The sequence below is a fragment of the Enterobacter hormaechei subsp. xiangfangensis genome, assembly GCF_001729785.1.
Lineage (GTDB): Bacteria > Pseudomonadota > Gammaproteobacteria > Enterobacterales > Enterobacteriaceae > Enterobacter > Enterobacter hormaechei_C.
Genome location: NZ_CP017183.1, coordinates 2,551,395 through 2,566,510 on the forward strand (window position 1 = coordinate 2,551,395; position 15,116 = coordinate 2,566,510).

Sequence of the window (15,116 nt, forward strand, 5' to 3'; positions counted from 1 at the left end):
ATGACGACATTACTTAACCCGTATTTTGGTGAGTTCGGTGGGATGTATGTCCCACAAATCCTGATGCCCGCGCTGCGCCAGCTGGAAGAAGCGTTCGTGAGCGCACAGAAAGATCCGGCGTTTCAGGCGGAGTTTACTGACCTGCTGAAAAACTACGCCGGTCGTCCGACGGCGCTGACAAAGTGCCGCAACCTGACCGAAGGCACTAAAACTACGCTGTATCTTAAGCGTGAAGATTTGCTGCACGGTGGCGCGCATAAAACTAACCAGGTGCTGGGCCAGGCGCTGCTCGCGAAGCGGATGGGTAAAACCGAAATCATCGCCGAAACCGGCGCGGGGCAGCACGGTGTGGCCTCAGCGCTCGCCAGCGCCCTGCTCGGCCTGAAATGCCGCATTTACATGGGGGCGAAGGACGTTGAGCGCCAGTCGCCAAACGTGTTCCGTATGCGTCTGATGGGGGCGGAAGTGATCCCGGTGCACAGCGGTTCTGCCACGCTGAAAGATGCCTGTAATGAAGCGCTGCGCGACTGGTCTGGCAGCTACGAAACCGCCCACTACATGCTCGGTACCGCCGCGGGCCCGCACCCGTTCCCGACCATCGTGCGTGAATTCCAGCGCATGATCGGCGAAGAGACTAAAGCGCAGATCCTCGAAAAAGAGGGTCGCCTGCCGGATGCGGTGATCGCCTGCGTTGGCGGCGGATCTAACGCCATCGGCATGTTTGCCGATTTTATCGACGAAACCAGCGTTGGGCTGATTGGCGTTGAGCCTGCCGGCCACGGCATTGAAACGGGCGAGCATGGTGCGCCGCTGAAGCATGGCCGCGTGGGGATCTACTTCGGCATGAAGGCCCCGATGATGCAGACCGATGAAGGGCAGATTGAGGAGTCTTACTCGATCTCTGCCGGGCTGGATTTCCCGTCCGTAGGGCCGCAGCACGCGTTCCTGAACAGCACCGGCCGCGCGGATTATGTCTCCATCACCGATGACGAAGCGCTGGAGGCCTTCAAAACGCTGTGCCGCAATGAAGGGATCATCCCGGCGCTGGAGTCTTCCCACGCGCTGGCGCACGCGCTGAAAATGATGAAGGAAAACCCGGAAAAAGAGCAGCTGCTGGTGGTAAACCTTTCCGGTCGCGGTGACAAAGATATCTTCACCGTTCACGATATTCTGAAAGCACGAGGGGAAATCTGATGGAACGCTACGACAACGCATTTGCACAACTGAAAGCCCGCCAGGAAGGCGCGTTCGTTCCCTTCGTGACGCTGGGCGACCCCGGCCCGGAGCAGTCGCTGAAGATTATCGACACCCTGATTGATGCCGGTGCCGACGCGCTGGAGCTCGGTATTCCGTTCTCCGATCCGCTGGCGGATGGCCCGACCATTCAGAACGCAACGCTACGCGCGTTTGCCGCGGGCGTGACGCCGAGCCAGTGCTTTGAAATGCTGGCGGCGATCCGTCAGAAGCACCCGACCATTCCGATCGGCCTGCTGATGTACGCCAACCTGGTGTTCAGCCGCGGCATTGATGCGTTTTACGCAGAGTGCGCCCGCGTGGGCGTTGACTCCGTGCTGGTGGCTGACGTGCCCGTTGAAGAGTCTGCGCCATTCCGTCAGGCGGCAATGCGCCACAACGTCGCGCCGATTTTCATCTGTCCACCGAATGCCGATGACGATCTGTTGCGCCAGATTGCCTCTTACGGACGAGGTTACACCTACCTGCTCTCCCGTGCGGGCGTCACCGGTGCGGAAAACAAAGCCGCGCTGCCGCTGCATCATCTGGTGGAGAAGCTTGCAGAATACCATGCTGCACCGCCGCTTCAGGGCTTTGGCATTTCCTCACCGGATCAGGTTACTGCGGCGATTGACGCGAAAGCCGCCGGGGCCATTTCGGGTTCGGCTATCGTGAAAATTATCGAGAAGAACGTGGATAAGCCACAGCAGATGCTGGCTGAATTACACGCATTCGTCACATCCATGAAAGCGGCCACGCGCAAGGCGTAACCGTTAACACCGTCTGGCCCCGGCGTCAGGCGGTTTTCCCTCCTCTCTTCCTGAAAGAAGCAGGTCAAAATTGATCCTGTCGATATTTTCGGTGTGAATGACTTTCCAAACTTTCGCGTAAGCGTATGATCTGGGCTCTTTTTAGCGTTACCCTTCTGAGTTCAGAGGTTATTCATGTCATGGTATTCCTTCAAACAGACTTACCTGGTTAAGTTCTGGTCACCTGTTCCGGCCGTTATCGCGGCAGGCATTCTCTCTACCTATTATTTCGGTATTACCGGCACCTTCTGGGCTGTTACGGGCGAGTTTACCCGCTGGGGTGGGCAGCTATTACAGCTGGCAGGCGTCCATGCCGAAGAGTGGGGCTACTTCAAACTGATCCATCTTGAGGGCACACCGCTGACCCGCATCGACGGAATGATGATCATTGGCATGTTCGGCGGCTGTTTTGCGGCCGCGCTGTGGGCCAACAACGTTAAGTTGCGCATGCCGAAAAGCCGCATCCGCATTATGCAGGCCGTGGTCGGCGGCATCATTGCCGGGTTTGGCGCTCGTCTGGCGATGGGCTGTAATCTGGCCGCGTTCTTTACCGGCATTCCGCAGTTCTCGCTGCATGCCTGGTTCTTTGCCGTCGCCACCGCCATCGGCTCCTACTTCGGTGCTAAATTCACCCTGCTGCCGCTGTTCCGCATTCCGGTGAAAATGACGAAAGTTAGCGCTGCCTCTCCGTTAACGCAAAAACCCGATCAGGCGCGTCGTCGTTTCCGCCTCGGTATGCTGGTCTTTTTTGCTATGGTTGCCTGGGCGATTTGCACGGCAATGAATCAGCCCAAACTCGGTCTGGCCATGCTGTTCGGCGTCGGCTTTGGTCTGCTGATTGAACGCGCGCAGATCTGCTTTACCTCCGCGTTTCGCGATATGTGGATCACCGGACGCACCATGATGGCGAAGGCGATCATTGCCGGCATGGCCGTGAGCGCAATTGGCATCTTCAGCTATGTTCAGCTCGGCGTGGAGCCAAAAATTATGTGGGCGGGCCCAAATGCCGTGATTGGCGGGCTGCTGTTTGGCTTTGGCATCGTGCTGGCGGGCGGGTGTGAAACCGGCTGGATGTATCGCGCTGTGGAAGGCCAGGTGCATTACTGGTGGGTGGGTCTGGGTAACGTGATTGGCTCTACCCTTCTGGCCTGCTACTGGGATGACGTCTCTCCGGTGCTGGTAACAAACTGGGACAAGGTCAACCTGCTGAAAACCTTTGGTCCACTCGGGGGGCTCCTGGTGACCTATGCCCTGCTGCTCATCGCCTTCTTACTGGTTGTTGCACAAGAGAAGCGCTTCTTCCGACGCGCCACCGCCAAAACTGAAACTCAGGAGAATGCCGCATGAAAGAGATCGTGCCTGATTATCGTCTCGATATGGTGGGTGAACCTTGCCCTTACCCGGCCGTCGCCACGCTTGAAGCGCTACCGCAGCTAAAGAAAGGTGAAATTCTGGAAGTGGTGAGCGATTGCCCCCAGTCGATCAATAACATTCCGCTTGATGCCAAAAATCACGGCTATACCGTGCTGGATATCCAGCAGGACGGACCAACCATTCGTTATTTAATTCAGAAGTGATTTCACGATCGAAAAAGGCCTCTCAGAGGCCTTTTCTAGTTTACTGGCTTTGGCCACCGTCGTCGTCTGAGCTTCGGCAGGCATGAATGAATGGTGAGACGTGTTCCGCAAACGGAACAGATAGCACCGTGAGGTAGGCTATGTGCTGGGCTGAACGTCGTGAACTGAAACTGTTTACCTGCACAAACCGGACACTCAAATTTGATGTTGGGGATATCCCCTCCAGACAGGTGTGTGGAACAACCACCATACAGCAATCACCGGCTGACAGGGGATATATCTTCTGTCAGAAACGATAGCCTGCTGAGAACATAAATACCCACGGATCCAGACGGGTATTGATACTTTGCTGCTGCCCGCCAGCTTTAAAGCGCACGTCCGTATCAATGTCCATATACCAGACAGAGGCGTTGATCAGCCAGTCACGATTAATCAGATAATCCAGACCAACCTGTCCCGCCATGCCCCACGAGTCTTTCAGGCTGAGATCGGAGAGCCCGGCCTCTTTACCGGTATCGTTAAATTTCTCATCAAAGAAGGTGGTGTAGTTAACGCCTGCACCAATATAAGGGCGCACCTTGCTGCTGGAATCTCCGAAGTACCACTGCGCCATCAGCGTTGGTGGCAAATGGTGCACCGTGGCAATGTCCCCGGTCGGTCCTAAACCGACGCGGTGACGGAATGGCGTGGCGGCTAAAAGCTCGACGCCAATGTTATCCGTTGCCATATACGTAAACGTCAGGCCTAACTGGGTGTTATTGCTGACGTTAAACCCGCCCATACCCAGCACATTGTCGGACCCTTCCGTTGGACGTACCGTTGCCGAACCGGCACGAATAAAGAATTCACCTGCTTCATGCGCGTAAGCGCCGCCAGAGAGACTGCTTAAGATAAGGGCTGCCACCGCTAATTTTTTCATATCCGCTCCATCGTTGTGGTTTTAATTGCGGAGGAGAATATACTCACAAATGAGTAATAAGTGATCTAACACAGATCACATTAAAACCAGTAAGTTAACATTCATTGATCTAGGTTAATTTTTGGTGACACCTCATAAAGCAATAAGTTGTTACCGCGTCAATTTTTGGCATTTCATGGTTACAAAATTTTCTGTTTTCCCTCTCTTGCGCTTCCTGTAGCGGCTGGATAATTTATCGCTCTCACAATGTGATTTGATGCGTTCTACTTTTGCAGGTGTGCCATGAGTGATCATAACCCGTGCATGACGTGCGGAGCCTGTTGTGCGTATTTTCGAGTCTCTTTCTATTGGGCTGAAGCCAGCGATGGCGGCGGCACCGTTCCGGTCGATCTCACTGAACCCTTAACCCCTTTTCTGCGCTGTATGCGCGGCACCAATCAAAAACAGAGCCGCTGTGTGGCACTGGAAGGTGAACCTGGGGTATCCACCCGCTGCTCCATTTACGCGGATCGCCCCAGCCCGTGTCGCACTTTCGCGATGTCGGGAGAGGATGGGCAGGTCAATGAGGCATGCAATCGCGCCCGCGCCCGCTATGGATTACCGCCGCTTTACAAAGATATGCTTTTCCATACAAGCCTTGATGCTGCCACCAGCGTGTTATCCGGTGTACAATTGCCGGCTAATTAACACCTGCAATACTCAAGGAGAGTGCATGTCTATCACGGCGAAGTCTGTCTACCGTGACACGGGAAATTTTTTCCGCAATCAGTTCATTACCTTTTTACTGATCGCGTTGTTGTGCGCCTTTATTACGGTGGTGCTGGGTCATGCGTTCTCACCCAGTGATGAACAGATTGCCACGCTGAGCCAGGGGGAGCATCTTGCAGGCAGCGCAGGGTTGTTTGACCTTGTGCAGAATATGACGCCTGAGCAACAGCAAATCTTGCTGCGCGCATCTGCGGCATCTACCTTCTCGGGTCTGATTGGCAACGCCATTCTGGCGGGTGGCGTGTTGCTGATGATCCAACTGGTATCTGCCGGCCAACGCGTCAGCGCGTTACGTGCAATCGGGGCCAGTGCTCCGGTGCTGCCAAAGCTGTTTATCCTCATCTTCCTGACCACGCTGCTGGTCCAGATGGGGATCATGTTGGTGGTCGTTCCGGGCGTGCTGCTGGCTATCGTGCTTTCATTCGCGCCAGTAATGGTTGTGCAGGACAAACTGGGCATTTTCACCGCCATGCGCAGCAGCATCAGGCTCGCATGGGCCAATATGCGACTGGTCGCCCCGGCCGTTATCAGCTGGCTGCTGGCCAAGACTCTGCTGTTGCTGTTTGCGCCGAATTTTGCGGTGTTAACGCCAAACGTCGGAGCGGTTGTCGCCAATACGCTGAGCAATCTGATTTCAGCCGTGCTGCTGGTCTATTTGTTCCGCCTGTACATGTTAATTCGTCAGTAACTGGGATCGCAGAATGAAGCAGTTTCTTGATTTTTTACCGCTGATCGTATTTTTCGCTTTTTATAAGCTGTACGACATTTATGCCGGCACGCTGGCGCTGATTGTGGCAACGGCTGTGGTGCTGATTTACAGCTGGGTTCGCTATCGCAAAGTTGAAAAGATGGCGCTCATCACCTTCCTGATGGTGGCGGTGTTTGGTGGTCTGACATTGTTCTTCCACAATGATGAATTTATCAAATGGAAGGTCACGGTGATTTACGGCCTGTTTGCGGGCGCACTCCTCATCAGCCAGTGGGTGATGAAGAAGCCACTGATCCAGCGCATGCTGGGGAAAGAACTGACCCTGCCGCAGGCTGTGTGGGGGCGTCTGAATATCGCCTGGGCGCTATTTTTTATTCTGTGTGGTCTGGCGAATATCTATATCGCATTCTGGCTCCCGCAGAATATCTGGGTCAACTTCAAGGTGTTTGGCCTGACGGCGCTGACTCTTATCTTCACCCTGCTCAGCGGCGTTTATATTTATCGCCACATGCCGCAGGATGACAAGCACTGATCCTTCTGGCCAGATCGCCACGCGGTCTGGCCTCTTTTCCCGCCTTCTCTTTTCTCTACATCCTTCCTGCGAAAATGTCTGAATCATGAAGATTTTATGGAGATTGCTGTCACTTTATTGTAATGAGAATGACTATCATTAATATTCGTCATCGCATTTTTAACAAATGGAAATGAGTTGATGAATAACATAATAAGATTTGCCCCGGCTACACTTACGCTCGCCATTTTTTCAACGCTATACCAGAGCGCACACGCAGCGGAAGAGACTCTCGCCGATGGTGAAACAATGGTTGTTCAGGCCACCGCTGAAGAGGCGCTGAAGCAACAGCCGGGGGTTTCCATCATCACGGCAAAGGACATAGAAAAGGATCCACCGGTTAACGATCTTTCAGAAATTATTCGCAAAATGCCCGGGGTTAACCTCACCGGAAACAGCGCGACAGGCAGCCGCGGTAACAACCGCCAGATCGACATCCGCGGTATGGGGCCGGAGAACACGCTGATTCTGATTGACGGTGTGCCGGTGACGTCACGTAACTCGGTGCGCTACAGCTGGCGCGGGGAGCGCGATACCCGCGGGGATACTAACTGGGTTCCGCCAGAGATGGTTGAGCGCATTGAAGTGCTCCGGGGACCTGCTGCCGCCCGCTATGGTTCGGGGGCGGCCGGCGGCGTCGTCAACATCATTACCAAACGCCCGACCAACGACTGGCACGGCTCACTCTCCCTGTACACTAACCAGCCTGAAAATGATAAAGAGGGGGCGACAAAACGCGCTAATTTTGATCTGAGCGGCCCTCTTGCGGGCGATGCGTTAACGATGCGCCTGTACGGGAATATCAACAAAACCGACGCAGATGCTCAGGACATCAACACCGCGCAAAACGGCTCTTACGCCGCCGGACGTGAAGGCGTGCGCAACAAGGACATCAATGCCCTGCTCTCCTGGAAACTCACGCCACAGCAGATTATCGATTTCGACTACAGCTACAGCCGCCAGGGCAATATCTACGCGGGTGATACTCAATACAGCAACAGCAACGTCAGCCCTGACGGTCTGGTGTCGTCCCTGTATGGACACGAAACCAACCGAATGTACCGCCAGTCTTATGGCATTACGCACAACGGCATCTGGGACTGGGGTCAGTCAAAGTTCGGTGTCTATTATGAAAAGACCAACAACACCCGCCTGGAAGAAGGCTCTACGGGCAAAGTTGAGGGGATGATCAATAGCGATAAATACGATACCAGCCGGCTGGAGTCATACCGTTCAACGGGTGAACTGAACATTCCTTTCTTCTGGCTGGTCGAACAGACGCTAACCGTGGGTGCAGAATGGAACCGTGATGAACTGAACGATCCGGCCTCAATGCAGGCGACAAATGTGTCGGGAGAAGTGATTAACGGCGTTCCCGGCACGGCTTCTGAGCGCAACAGCAAAAACAGCGCTGACCTCACCGGCATCTATCTTGAGGACAATATTGAAGCGCGTCAGGGCACCAACCTGATCCCAGGGATCCGCTTTGATTATCACAATCAGTTCGGCAGCAACTGGAGTCCTAGCCTGAACGTCTCCCAGGATTTGGGTGACATGTTCAAGGTTAAAGCGGGTATCGCTCGGGTATTTAAAGCGCCAAACCTGTATCAATCCAGCGAAGGCTATCTGCTTTCCACCCGCGGTAATGGCTGCCCGAACAACGTTTCCGAAGGAAGCTGTTACCTGTTAGGTAACCCGGATCTGGATCCGGAAATCAGCGTGAACAAAGAGATTGGCCTGGCCTTTGCGCTGGAAGGCTACGAGGCTGGCATAACCTGGTTCCGCAACGATTACAAAAACAAGATCGTTTCAGGAACGGACGTGCTGGGCCAGACAAGCAGCGGCGCAAATATCCTTCAGTGGCAGAACGGAGGAAAGGCTGTTGTTGAGGGGCTGGAGGGCAATCTCACCGTCCCGGTTATCCGCGACACGCTAACATGGCGTACCAATGCGACGTATATGATTCAGTCTGAAAGTAAGGACACCGGCAACCCTTTGTCGATTATCCCCAAATATACCGTCAACACCATGCTGGACTGGGAGGTTAACAGCAAGCTTTCAGCCAACGTAAGCTGGACGATGTACGGCCGCCAGAAGCCCAGAGAAAACGCTGAAATCCGCAAAGAGGAAAATGCGATGTCCAACAGAGAGATCGGCGCGTATTCCATCGTGGGTATCGGCAGTAACTATCAGCTGACCAAAAACCTGCGCCTGAATGCCGGCATCAGCAACCTCTTTGACAAGCAGATTTACCGTGAAAATGATGGTGCATCGACCTATAACGAACCAGGCCGTGCGTATTACGCAGGCGTGACCCTGTCCTTCTGACCCTAAGGCGCCTGCTCTGCGGGCGCTAACCCTATTCTCTCCAGCCAGAAATCATAGTAGCATCCCGCCTGAAGTCTTCAGTTACGAGTTTAAAAACAATGACAACAAATGACGCCCCACAGGGCGAACTGGTTTTACGCACACTGGCAATGCCTGCGGATACGAATGCCAATGGCGATATTTTTGGCGGCTGGTTGATGTCGCAGATGGATATGGGCGGTGCAATCCTGGCAAAAGAGATTGCACACGGGCGCGTGGTGACAGTCCGGGTCGATGGCATGACCTTCCTGCGCCCTGTCGCGGTGGGGGACGTGGTGTGCTGTTATGCACGCTGCGTAAAACGCGGCAATACGTCTGTCTCCATCAACATTGAAGTATGGGTAAAAAAAGTCTCTTCTGAACCGATTGGTCAGCGCTATAAGGCGACGGAAGCATTATTCATCTATGTGGCGGTGGATAGCGACGGTAAGCCCCGCCAGCTCCCACGGAGCTGATCCTCAGGTAAAAAAAAGCCTCCTTGCGGAGGCTTCTTTTATTCCATCTGTGCCCCGCCGTTCAGGCGGAAGACAATGTTCACAATCAACCCATTGCCGGGTTTACCGGCTTCATAGCGCCACCTGCGCATGGCCGATTTAACTTCACGTTCAAACATATTCGCCGGCTGTGCGGACAGGATTTCCACGTTATCGACACGTCCATCGGCCGTAACGTCGAATTTCACCCGTACACGCCCTTCAATACGTAACGCCTGAGCACGTGCCGGGTACTGCGGCTGGTTACGGCTCAGCGCGCGCGGGCCTGCTGGCGCCGTTACCGTCGGTTTTGTCGCGGTCGTGGTGTTATTCATCAGCGGACGTGACGGGGCGACATTTTCAACCGGCTGCGTGGCGCGTGGCTCAACCGGACGCACTTCGCGTTTCGGACGCTCTTCCACCTTTTTGACCGGCTTGGGTTTTGGCTTCGGCTTAGGTTTCGGCTCCGGCTTATGGATCACCACCGGCGCTTCTTTCGGCGGTTCAGGAACCGGCTCGGGCTCTGGCTCTGGCTCGGGTTCAACAACGGGCTGTGGCGGCGGCGGCGCAACCTGCGGCGGCTCAAGATCCGCAGGCGATACCATGGTCACAGAAATTGGCTGCGCGGGCGCCGGCATTTCAATAACCTGATGAACCGAGGTATAGAGCAGACCCGCCACGACAGCACCGTGAATAACGACGGAAAGCAGCGTCGGCCATGGAAAGCGGCGAGGTAAATCAAGGGTCATCGAAGTCATAATCATCAACGTTAAAAAACCGAACCTTGATTTTAAATGCAAATAGCAATCATATTCAATAAGACACTTTGTCCTGGCGCAATTTAAGCTTACATGAGGGCAAAAAAGGGGCATCCAGATCAGGGTTTTAACATTGTTATTATCTTTACATTGCAGTCATTTGTGCTTTCACATAACGTAATTGTCACTTTTACCGGTTAAGGAGCTTTGCCGTGCTTTACGTGATTTACGCTGAAGATGTACCTGATTCTCTGGAAAAACGTCTTTCCGTTCGCCCTGCCCATCTGGCGCGTTTACAGTTGCTACAGGATGAAGGTCGGTTGCTGACCGCAGGCCCGATGCCTGCCGTTGACAGCAACGATCCGGGCGCGGCGGGTTTTACCGGCTCCACGGTGATTGCCGAGTTTGAATCTCTTGAAGCCGCGCAGGCCTGGGCAGAAGCAGACCCGTACGTCGCAGCCGGCGTGTACGAGAAAGTCACGGTTCGTCCGTATAAAAAAGTATTCTGAAACGAAAGGCTCCCTCGGGAGCCTTTTCTTCATTCAGTGCAGCGACGCCAGCCTCGCCGCAAATCCGACAAACAGCAGACCTATCAGCCCGTTCCCCAGCTTCGCCAGTTTCTTTTTGGTTTTGAGGTAACGCGTGACAAACGCGCCTGAGAAAATCAGGAAGCTCATGTACATGAAGCTGATCAGCTCAAGCGTTGTGGCGAGGATCAGGAACGACGTGCCGGTATTCTTCGCATTGACATCAATGAACTGTACGAAGAACGACACGTAAAAGAGAATCGCTTTCGGGTTCGTCAGGCTCAGCACCAGCGAACGCTTAAGGATTGCGCTTGCCGGTTCGGCGCTACTTTCGTGCGCATTTTTTTGACGCATCATAACGGACCAGAGCATTTTCCCGCCCAGCCACAGCAGATAAAACGCGCCCAGATAGCGGACAATATTAAATAATACCGGAGTGGTCTGGATCAACGCGGCGACGCCCGCCCAGGCCAGAAACATCAGCACGGCATCACCAATAAACACACCGGTGGCTGCCAGATAGCCTTTCTTAACGCCGTGGCCAATCCCTGTTTTCAGCACAAACAAGGTGTTCGGTCCTGGAACCAGCACGATAAAAAATGCGCCGACAACATAGGTCCAGAAATTCAGTACACCAAACTCCGCAAACACGTCTCACTCCTTTCGCTCAAAAACAGCGGGGATACCGGTAATTACGGTATCCCCTTAATCAGTTGCGCTATTGTACGCCGTTATAGCCATCAAGATAAGTCGCGGCCAGTTCGTTGCCAAATAATATGGCGTCTTTACTGTCCATGTCCGATGACCATTTATCCTTCGTGTTGCCTGCGAACAATTCCTGAGACGTCGCATTTTCTTTTAGCTGATCGCGAATGCTTTGTGCGTATTCACTGGCTTCAGCCTGAGTCCGCCCTTCCGCGCGGTCAGCTTTGCCCCGGGCATAAAGCTCGCGGAACTGCGCCACGTTCAGCTGATAATTTTTCTGCACGCTGGAGGTGTAATTGCCGCCAGTAAAGCTGGACTGATGCGACACGAAATAAAACGCGTGCCGTTCGGGTGAGGTTTTGCTGCTGGCACAACCGCTTAATATCGCAATCCCAAAGAGTGCTGCCATTACTTTTCCGTTCATCCTTTGTTCCTTTAATAAAGCCAATGTATTCCGCATGCGAAAACATAATCTGCCAATGAGGAAAATGACGAAAGTCCTAAATCTTCCCTGAGCGCATCCAGCGCCAAAAGTACAATAAAAATCCAGAGATAAGGATTCATCTTTTAATATCATGACGTTAAGGGGACTCAGTATATCGCGGAAAGCAGATGGGAAGAGACTGCAAAAATTGATAGCCTGGATGTTTAATGGGCACCTTTACGGTGCCCTTCATGCTTTTCAGATGTCCTGGACCGCGAACAACAGCGCGTTACGGTGTCTGTTCAGGCCACATTTTCTGATGGCGTGGATACGCATATTGCGGCGGGATTGTGCTTCCAGCCAACGAGCCTTACGACGACTCACCTGTCGCAACATGCGCCAGCGCCCAACTTCAGTTCTACTGCGCTTCATGTCTACAACTCTTTCTCTAACAGAGATGCCATTATATGCCTAAGCAGGCGGCAAACCAGCGCTTTTATCTGGTGTTTTTATTTGCCAGATGAATCCTGATGCGTAAACTCATAACAATACGCTTTCAAAAGGATTTTTTATTTATGACAACCTTCTACACCGTGGTGAGTTGGCTGGTCATTTTAGGATACTGGCTGTTAATTGCCGGGGTGACGTTGCGCATTCTGATGAAACGCAGAGCGGTACCTTCCGCCATGGCCTGGCTTCTGATTATCTATATTCTGCCGCTGGTGGGCATCATCGCCTATCTCTCTTTCGGTGAACTTCATCTGGGTAAACGCCGCGCCGAACGCGCCCGCGCCATGTGGCCCTCCACGGCGAAATGGCTTGCCGACCTTAAAGCCTGCAAGCATATCTTCGCTGAAGAGAACAGCAGCGTGGCCGCATCTCTGTTCAAGCTGTGCGAACGCCGCCAGGGGATTGCTGGGGTAAAAGGTAATCAACTGCAACTGATGACCTCTTCCGATGATGTGATGCAGGCGCTGATCCGTGATATCCAGCTCGCACGGCATAATATCGAGATGGTGTTTTATATCTGGCAGCCGGGCGGCATGGCGGACCAGGTCGCCGAATCACTAATGGCCGCTGCACGTCGCGGTATCCACTGCCGCCTGATGCTGGACTCCGCCGGCAGCGTGGCCTTTTTCCGTAGCCCGTGGGCAGGCATGATGCGCAACGCCGGTATCGAGGTGGTCGAGGCGCTGAAAGTGAATCTTTTCCGCGTCTTTCTGCGCCGCATGGATCTCCGCCAGCACCGGAAAATGGTTCTGATCGATAACTATATCGCCTACACCGGCAGCATGAACATGGTTGACCCCCGCTTCTTCAAGCAGGATTCCGGCGTGGGGCAATGGATCGATCTGATGGCGCGGATGGAGGGACCGATCGCGACCTCAATGGGTATCGTCTACTCCTGCGACTGGGAAATTGAAACCGGTAAACGCATTCTTCCCCCGCCCCCGGATGGCAATATCATGCCGTTTGAGGAAGCCAGCGGGCACACTATCCACACTATCGCATCCGGTCCTGGCTTCCCGGAAGATCTGATCCATCAGGCACTGCTGACCGCCGCCTACTCCGCGCGGGAATATCTGATCATGACCACGCCCTATTTCGTTCCCAGCGACGACCTTCTGCATGCCATCTGTACAGCGGCACAGCGCGGAGTGGATGTGAGCATTATTATGCCGCGCAAGAACGATTCGCTGCTGGTGGGATGGGCAAGCCGCGCGTTCTTTAGTGAGCTGCTGGCCGCAGGCGTTAAAATTTATCAGTTCGAAGGCGGGCTGTTACATACCAAGAGCGTGCTGGTGGACGGAGAGCTGAGCCTGGTGGGCACCGTTAACCTCGATATGCGCAGTCTATGGCTGAATTTTGAAATTACGCTGGTCATTGATGACGCCGGGTTCGGTGGCGATCTGGCAGCGGTTCAGGACGATTATATCTCCCGCTCACGCCTGCTGGACGCCAGACTGTGGGCGAAACGTCCGCTGTGGCAGCGAATTGCCGAACGACTGTTTTACTTCTTTAGCCCATTGCTGTAAAACGTGCCCAACGATGTTTAACAGGTAGTCATCATGGAAATGGATCTGAACAATCGCCTGACCGAAGACGAAACGCTCGAACAGGCCTACGATATTTTTCTCGAGCTGGCGGTCGATAATCTCGACCCTGCTGACGTCATTCTTTTCAACCTGCAATTTGAAGAGCGTGGCGGTGCTGAGCTGTTCGATCCGGCTGAAGACTGGGCCGAACACGTCGATTTTGACCTCAACCCGGACTTCTTCGCAGAGGTGGTGATTGGCCTGGCAGATGAAGACGGCGGAGAAATTAACGACATCTTTGCCCGCGTCCTGCTGTGCCGCGAGAAAGATCACAAACTGTGCCATATTCTCTGGCGCGAATAATAAAAAAGGCTGCCCGCGCAGCCTTTTTTATTTAATCCGGTAAGGCATTTCCACAGCGGTGACAAAACCGCGCGCCGGGTTCATGATTCCCCTGCTGACAATTCGGACATTTGCGTTGCTGCTTGCTGTTCTGGAAGGCGCTGCTCATATGGGTGGTAATTAGCCCCGTTGGTATCGCTATAACTGAATAGCCGATCAGGATAAGAACCGATGCCACAATACGTCCGAGCGGCGTATGCGGGGTAATATCGCCATAGCCCACGGTGGTCACCGTGACGATAGCCCAGTAAACAGACGCATTAAGCGTGGTAAACCCGTATTTTGGCCCTTCGATTAAATACATCAGGGAGCCAAAAACGATCATCACGATAGCAATAAACGAATAGAAGAGAATCAGCTGGTGGCGGGCGCTAACAATGGCGACCCAAAAAACCCGCAGCGACGGCATAAAGCGCAGCAGTTTGAGAATTCGTAACACGCGAATCGCCCGCATTGCGCGCCATGCAAACACATAATTCAGACTGATCTCAGGCCACAGCCACATGACATACAGCGGCAGGATGGTGGCTAAATCAATAAATCCCCAGAAGCTGAAAACGTATTTCGCCGGATTTGGCCAGCTAATGACCCTCAGCACATATTCCGCGGTAAACACCAGCGTGACAATCAATTCCAGCCAGACGAAAACGTGCCACTCCTCATACGTCATATGGTACTGCGTTCCGGCGCCGGATTCGATAAAGATAATAATGACGCTAATCAGGGCAAATAAACCACACAGGCCTTCGAAACGGCGACCGGAAACCGTCTCAGGATCAAATAAAAGGTGATACAGCCGCTGACGGGCCGACGTGAATAATCGCGACACATTAACCTC

General features: G+C 53.7%; 20 protein-coding genes. 12 read left to right on the forward strand and 8 right to left on the reverse strand.

Annotated elements, in window-relative coordinates; genetic code table 11:
• From trpB to yedF, 4 genes are all read left to right on the forward strand, one after another.
• Entirely contained in the window at positions 1–1,194 is a 1,194-nt protein-coding gene (gene trpB, locus BFV63_RS12280; RefSeq protein WP_003856780.1) for a tryptophan synthase subunit beta, read from the forward strand.
• Complete coding sequence (gene trpA, locus BFV63_RS12285; RefSeq protein WP_032609356.1) at positions 1,194–2,003, forward strand: tryptophan synthase subunit alpha; 810 nt, start codon at positions 1,194–1,196, stop codon at positions 2,001–2,003. Before trpB ends, trpA begins: the two co-directional genes overlap by 1 nt.
• Before the next feature lie 174 nt (positions 2,004–2,177).
• On the forward strand, positions 2,178–3,389 hold the full coding sequence (yedE, locus tag BFV63_RS12290; RefSeq protein ID WP_045346342.1) for a selenium metabolism membrane protein YedE/FdhT: 1,212 nt from the start codon (positions 2,178–2,180) through the stop codon (positions 3,387–3,389).
• Entirely contained in the window at positions 3,386–3,619 is a 234-nt protein-coding gene (gene yedF / locus BFV63_RS12295) for a sulfurtransferase-like selenium metabolism protein YedF (RefSeq protein ID WP_003856774.1), read from the forward strand. Before yedE ends, yedF begins: the two co-directional genes overlap by 4 nt.
• Positions 3,620–3,654: 35 nt before the next feature.
• Here yedF and ymcF read toward each other — a convergent pair whose 3' ends face one another.
• Both ymcF and ompW read right to left on the reverse strand, forming a co-directional pair.
• On the reverse strand, positions 3,655–3,876 hold the full coding sequence (ymcF, locus tag BFV63_RS23630) for a cold shock small protein YmcF (RefSeq protein ID WP_463726345.1): 222 nt from the start codon (positions 3,874–3,876) through the stop codon (positions 3,655–3,657).
• A 29-nt stretch (positions 3,877–3,905) separates the two neighbouring features.
• On the reverse strand, positions 3,906–4,538 hold the full coding sequence (gene ompW, locus BFV63_RS12300; RefSeq protein ID WP_003856769.1) for an outer membrane protein OmpW: 633 nt from the start codon (positions 4,536–4,538) through the stop codon (positions 3,906–3,908).
• 282 nt (positions 4,539–4,820) lie between these two features.
• Between ompW and BFV63_RS12305 the strand changes: the two genes are divergently transcribed.
• The 5 genes from BFV63_RS12305 to yciA all read left to right on the forward strand — a co-directional run bounded on the left by BFV63_RS12305 (position 4,821) and on the right by yciA (position 9,408).
• Positions 4,821–5,225, forward strand: coding sequence for a YkgJ family cysteine cluster protein (locus tag BFV63_RS12305; protein ID WP_003856766.1), 405 nt, complete (start codon positions 4,821–4,823; stop codon positions 5,223–5,225).
• Between the two features lie 25 nt (positions 5,226–5,250).
• On the forward strand, positions 5,251–5,994 hold the full coding sequence (locus BFV63_RS12310; protein WP_048240655.1) for a YciC family protein: 744 nt from the start codon (positions 5,251–5,253) through the stop codon (positions 5,992–5,994).
• A gap of 13 nt (positions 5,995–6,007) precedes the next feature.
• Positions 6,008–6,547: a septation protein A gene (locus BFV63_RS12315; protein WP_003856762.1), complete on the forward strand. Its 540-nt coding sequence runs from the start codon at positions 6,008–6,010 to the stop codon at positions 6,545–6,547.
• Between the two features lie 180 nt (positions 6,548–6,727).
• Positions 6,728–8,914 carry a TonB-dependent siderophore receptor gene (locus BFV63_RS12320; protein ID WP_048240654.1) on the forward strand — a complete coding sequence of 729 codons (2,187 nt, stop codon included), beginning with the start codon at positions 6,728–6,730 and terminating at the stop codon, positions 8,912–8,914.
• A 98-nt stretch (positions 8,915–9,012) separates the two neighbouring features.
• Positions 9,013–9,408, forward strand: a complete 396-nt coding sequence (yciA, locus tag BFV63_RS12325; protein WP_003856759.1) for an acyl-CoA thioester hydrolase YciA — start codon at positions 9,013–9,015, stop codon at positions 9,406–9,408.
• 38 nt (positions 9,409–9,446) lie between these two features.
• On the opposite strand, the gene tonB is transcribed toward yciA, so the two are convergent.
• Positions 9,447–10,175 (reverse strand): TonB system transport protein TonB, encoded by a 729-nt coding sequence (gene tonB, locus BFV63_RS12330; protein ID WP_003856757.1) that lies wholly within the window; start codon positions 10,173–10,175, stop codon positions 9,447–9,449.
• 221 nt (positions 10,176–10,396) lie between these two features.
• Between tonB and BFV63_RS12335 the strand changes: the two genes are divergently transcribed.
• Complete coding sequence (locus tag BFV63_RS12335) at positions 10,397–10,693, forward strand: YciI family protein (protein ID WP_003856755.1); 297 nt, start codon at positions 10,397–10,399, stop codon at positions 10,691–10,693.
• Positions 10,694–10,726: 33 nt separating this feature from the next.
• Here BFV63_RS12335 and leuE read toward each other — a convergent pair whose 3' ends face one another.
• The 4 genes from leuE to BFV63_RS23065 form a co-directional block, all read right to left on the reverse strand.
• Positions 10,727–11,362 (reverse strand): leucine efflux protein LeuE, encoded by a 636-nt coding sequence (gene leuE, locus BFV63_RS12340; RefSeq protein ID WP_022651359.1) that lies wholly within the window; start codon positions 11,360–11,362, stop codon positions 10,727–10,729.
• Between the two features lie 67 nt (positions 11,363–11,429).
• Positions 11,430–11,840: an Exc2 family lipoprotein gene (locus BFV63_RS12345; RefSeq protein ID WP_003856751.1), complete on the reverse strand. Its 411-nt coding sequence runs from the start codon at positions 11,838–11,840 to the stop codon at positions 11,430–11,432.
• 11 nt (positions 11,841–11,851) lie between these two features.
• The gene (locus BFV63_RS23590; protein WP_210911827.1) at positions 11,852–11,980 is read right to left on the reverse strand and encodes a KPN_01571 family protein; all 129 of its coding nucleotides are present in this window, start codon (positions 11,978–11,980) and stop codon (positions 11,852–11,854) included.
• Positions 11,981–12,098: 118 nt separating this feature from the next.
• On the reverse strand, positions 12,099–12,272 hold the full coding sequence (locus BFV63_RS23065; protein ID WP_017384232.1) for a YciY family protein: 174 nt from the start codon (positions 12,270–12,272) through the stop codon (positions 12,099–12,101).
• A gap of 143 nt (positions 12,273–12,415) precedes the next feature.
• Here BFV63_RS23065 and cls point away from each other — a divergent pair, with 143 nt between their 5' ends.
• Together cls and BFV63_RS12355 are read left to right on the forward strand one after the other, a co-directional pair.
• A complete protein-coding gene (gene cls / locus BFV63_RS12350; RefSeq protein ID WP_003856750.1) occupies positions 12,416–13,876 on the forward strand; it encodes a cardiolipin synthase in 1,461 nt (486 codons plus the stop codon).
• Positions 13,877–13,909: 33 nt separating this feature from the next.
• On the forward strand, positions 13,910–14,239 hold the full coding sequence (locus BFV63_RS12355) for an HI1450 family dsDNA-mimic protein (protein WP_003856748.1): 330 nt from the start codon (positions 13,910–13,912) through the stop codon (positions 14,237–14,239).
• Positions 14,240–14,270: 31 nt separating this feature from the next.
• Here the strand turns inward: BFV63_RS12355 and BFV63_RS12360 are convergent, their stop codons facing one another.
• Positions 14,271–15,107, reverse strand: a complete 837-nt coding sequence (locus BFV63_RS12360; RefSeq protein ID WP_003856745.1) for an ion transporter — start codon at positions 15,105–15,107, stop codon at positions 14,271–14,273.
• Positions 15,108–15,116 lie beyond the last annotated feature (9 nt).